We start from the raw sequence: 3,413 nt of genomic DNA, 5'->3' as shown, positions 1-3,413 counted from the left end.
AAATTCCAGTTTGTGTAACAGGAAAATTAGAATTTTAGAGGAAAATAAATATGGAATTATTTGGTAAATTAAAGAATAAAAATGAACCTTTAAAAGAAAAAATGTTTGAGGATTATTTTACAGAGATACAGTCAGATATGGTCTCTATTTGTTTAGAATATGTTGAAAATAAAGCAGATGAAATATATATCTATACATCATTTGAATCTAATGTTGCGACATCTAATTATTTCTATAATATCGGTGGAAATATACTAAAAAAGCATAATTTAAACAATGCCAATAATGGCTTTAACTATGATGTTTCACTAGAACGCCAAAGGGATTGCTTGCAAATTTTAATTGATGATATAAAGCAGTTGGTTGAAGTGTGTAAAAAGTACGGTAGACCAATGCCAACAGAAATAAAAATGGTGTATGATGTTAAGACAAAACAATTTAACGCAGACTATAAGTATAATCTAGTGCATAGTAATCACAAAACTAAGACAGCAGACGATATCGTAAATGACTGGTATTACGAAGTAAAGAACAAACGAAATTCCAGTTTGTAGAACTGTGTTAAATCATAAAATCACATAGAGGTGGCGATTATGCGATATAAAAAATTTTTATTAGGTGTTATAGCAAGCATGCTTTGTTTAGGGCTATTGAATGGCTGTGGACATGAGGATGAGATTTCAATAAAAATTGAAACCTACTTACAAGAAGAATATGGAGAAGAATTTGAAGTATTGTCTTGGAATCAACCAAAACTTTTGCCATCAGACAATGGTGCAATCTATGCAACTTGTATTTCAAAAAATGACCCAAATCATCCATTTGAGGTAGCTATTTTAATCAGAAGAACCAAACTCAAAAATAGAAATTATTTATGATGGTTATGCGGAACGACTTTGGCAAAACAAATGGAGTCTATAACGGAAGGAGCTGTTTCACAGGTAGCCGAAAACTATTATATTAAAGGACGTATCTGGTCACAAGAAGAAGAATGGGAAAAATGGCAAAGCATGCCAGTAAAAGAAGTTTCTAATTGGAATAAGTTTGTTAATCTTCGTAATCTTGCAGATGATCCAGATAAAAGAACATTGGGAGCTGTTAGGGTTTATATTGACACTTCTACAATGACTGGAAAAACTGATGAAGAAGAATATCAAATGTATGAAGAAGTCTTTCGTGATAAATTAGGTGGCGAAGCATTGCTTTATGTTCATTATTTAGACCATAAGAGTTTTGAAAAAGCAGAGGCAATATTAGAAAGAACAGCCCCAAGAAATAGCGGAAGCGATTTAGATGAAATAGAAGAAGGTCAGCCATACTTCGGAACAATCATGCGATATGGTTCAGATAAATTTGATGATAGCTTAGAGATATTCAAGGCTGCAAAACAAGGTCAAGAACAAGAAAAATATCAGTAAGTGAAACAAATTCTGATTGATGTGGCAATAAAGGAGTGAAATAAAATGATTTACGAACCCGAAAATCTAAAAAATAAAAGAGCAATATATGAAAAAAGAGATAAATGGCTTATCCGATTAGCATTTCTATTTTGGGCGGTACTACTATTTATTTATGTGAACATAGTAATTCCCTATGTAAAATCAACAATTGGCTTTTTAGGCATTATTGTTGGTGGTATTGCTGTTATTACTATTGTTTATTTCTTTACTGTATTCTTTGTTTTAATGCGGAGAGGACGTCAGTTTAGAAAAATGAACAATGATATTGTAAGAGAATATCACGAAAATAAAAATGGAGAACTCTTTTTAGAAAAACTTCTTGCAATAGATACGAAACCTAAAGATATGAAAGATGAAATGACATGGTATCTCAATATTGCAACTGCATTTAATGTATTAGGTAAACGAAATGAATGTATTGCTTTGTTTAAACAATTAGAAGAAGTTGCAACAGAAAAAGACAAAGAATATATTCAAAATAGCATTAAATTTGTGCAAGAACAGTTAGAAAAATAATATTGACTAAGTGGTTTGGTAAAATCAAAGGAGCGATTAGGAATGACAATTCTTATTTATTTTTTAACAATAGTATTTGGTATAGTATGTTTTGTAATTATGAAAAAGAAACGCTATAAAGTCATGCCACTTATCTGTTTGATTATGTTTATTTGTTTCATTGGCTGTGGAATCGTTTCTATCTTATCTTTAACTTTGCCATATGGTGAGATTTTGGTTTATCCATTGGGAGCAATTATATTTGGTTTGGTATTTATTTTGGTTGGGGTAAATGATTTATATTCGTTATTGCGTTGTAGAGAAAAAGTGGACGGCGTGTATTGTGGCTACAATACATATTATGGTGGCAATGGCATTTCTACACAATCTCCAATATTTGAATATACATATAACGGAACTTATTATCGTGAGCAAACAGCACAAAATATATCTCATAAACGATTAAATAGGAGTATGACACAAGGAAATGTATATAGCATATATATTGACCCAAAGCACCCAGCAGTATTTATTCTGGCTAAAAAAATTAAAATAGGAACAATAGTTTCGATAATATTAGGGTTATTCATATTTACGTATGGAATTGATTTATTATTAAAATTTTTGCCTATGTTATTGAGTCGATAGTATATACTTTGTTGGTAAATTGTCTGATAACCTTATATCACATATAAAGCAGTTAGTCTTAGGATTGACTGCTTTTTTCTTACCAAAATTATAGATTGGAGTGATGAAATGATATACTCTTAGAACTTTTTAACAAGATTATTGAAGCATAAAATTTTGTTGTAGTGCTTATATGTGAATGGTATAATCGGGGTATGAAAAAAGATAAAATAGATTAGGAGTCAAGTTATGGATTATATCATAAGGGAAATTAAAAAAGCAGAATATGATTTACTCAATGACTTTTTGTATGAAGCAATTTATATTCCAGACGGTGTTGAGCCACCACCTAAATCAATAATTAACTGTCCAGAATTACAAGAATATGTTTTTGAATTTGGAAAGCGAAAAGATGATAGGGCTTTAGTTGCGGAAGTTCAAGGAAATGTCGTGGGTGCTATTTGGGTACGAATAATGAACGATTACGGACACATTGACAATGATACACCGTCCCTTGCTATGTCTGTTTTTCAAAAGTATAGAGGACAAGGGATTGGAACTTCATTATTGCAACAGTTATTGTCAATGGAAAAATCTTTTGGATATTCAAAAATTTCCTTATCTGTTCAGAAAAATAATTATGCAGTAAAAATGTATAAGAAAGCAGGTTTTCTTGTTGTTGATGAAAACAGCGAAGAATATATTATGACTATAAATCTATAACAGACAATCTAGTTTACAATTTCATATCCCTACATACAAAGCAGTTAGTCTTATGATTGACTGCTTTTTAAAAAGACACCATTTAGGTGTAATGATGTCTTTTGGGTG

At 30.8% G+C, this 3,413-nt stretch carries 6 protein-coding genes; all 6 read left to right on the top strand.

Annotated features, from left to right (window positions below; genetic code table 11):
* Positions 1–50: 50 nt before the first annotated feature.
* The 6 genes from ACLUJM_RS13250 to ACLUJM_RS13225 all read left to right on the top strand — a co-directional run bounded on the left by ACLUJM_RS13250 (position 51) and on the right by ACLUJM_RS13225 (position 3,305).
* Positions 51–554 (top strand): DUF600 domain-containing protein, encoded by a 504-nt coding sequence (locus ACLUJM_RS13250; protein ID WP_118473444.1) that lies wholly within the window; start codon positions 51–53, stop codon positions 552–554.
* A gap of 39 nt (positions 555–593) precedes the next feature.
* Complete coding sequence (locus ACLUJM_RS13245) at positions 594–878, top strand: DUF5037 domain-containing protein (protein WP_412413025.1); 285 nt, start codon at positions 594–596, stop codon at positions 876–878.
* Positions 879–896: 18 nt separating this feature from the next.
* Entirely contained in the window at positions 897–1,418 is a 522-nt protein-coding gene (locus ACLUJM_RS13240; protein WP_412413024.1) for a DUF5037 domain-containing protein, read from the top strand.
* 45 nt (positions 1,419–1,463) lie between these two features.
* Entirely contained in the window at positions 1,464–1,976 is a 513-nt protein-coding gene (locus tag ACLUJM_RS13235; protein WP_074140230.1) for a hypothetical protein, read from the top strand.
* Between the two features lie 42 nt (positions 1,977–2,018).
* The gene (locus ACLUJM_RS13230; protein ID WP_074140231.1) at positions 2,019–2,603 is read left to right on the top strand and encodes a hypothetical protein; all 585 of its coding nucleotides are present in this window, start codon (positions 2,019–2,021) and stop codon (positions 2,601–2,603) included.
* Positions 2,604–2,831: 228 nt separating this feature from the next.
* Entirely contained in the window at positions 2,832–3,305 is a 474-nt protein-coding gene (locus ACLUJM_RS13225) for a GNAT family N-acetyltransferase (RefSeq protein ID WP_412413023.1), read from the top strand.
* Positions 3,306–3,413: the final 108 nt, after the last annotated feature.

It is taken from the genome of Finegoldia sp. (assembly GCF_046991905.1).
In the GTDB taxonomy this organism is placed as follows: domain Bacteria; phylum Bacillota; class Clostridia; order Tissierellales; family Peptoniphilaceae; genus Finegoldia.
This window is presented reverse-complemented; position numbering and strand designations above follow the sequence as displayed.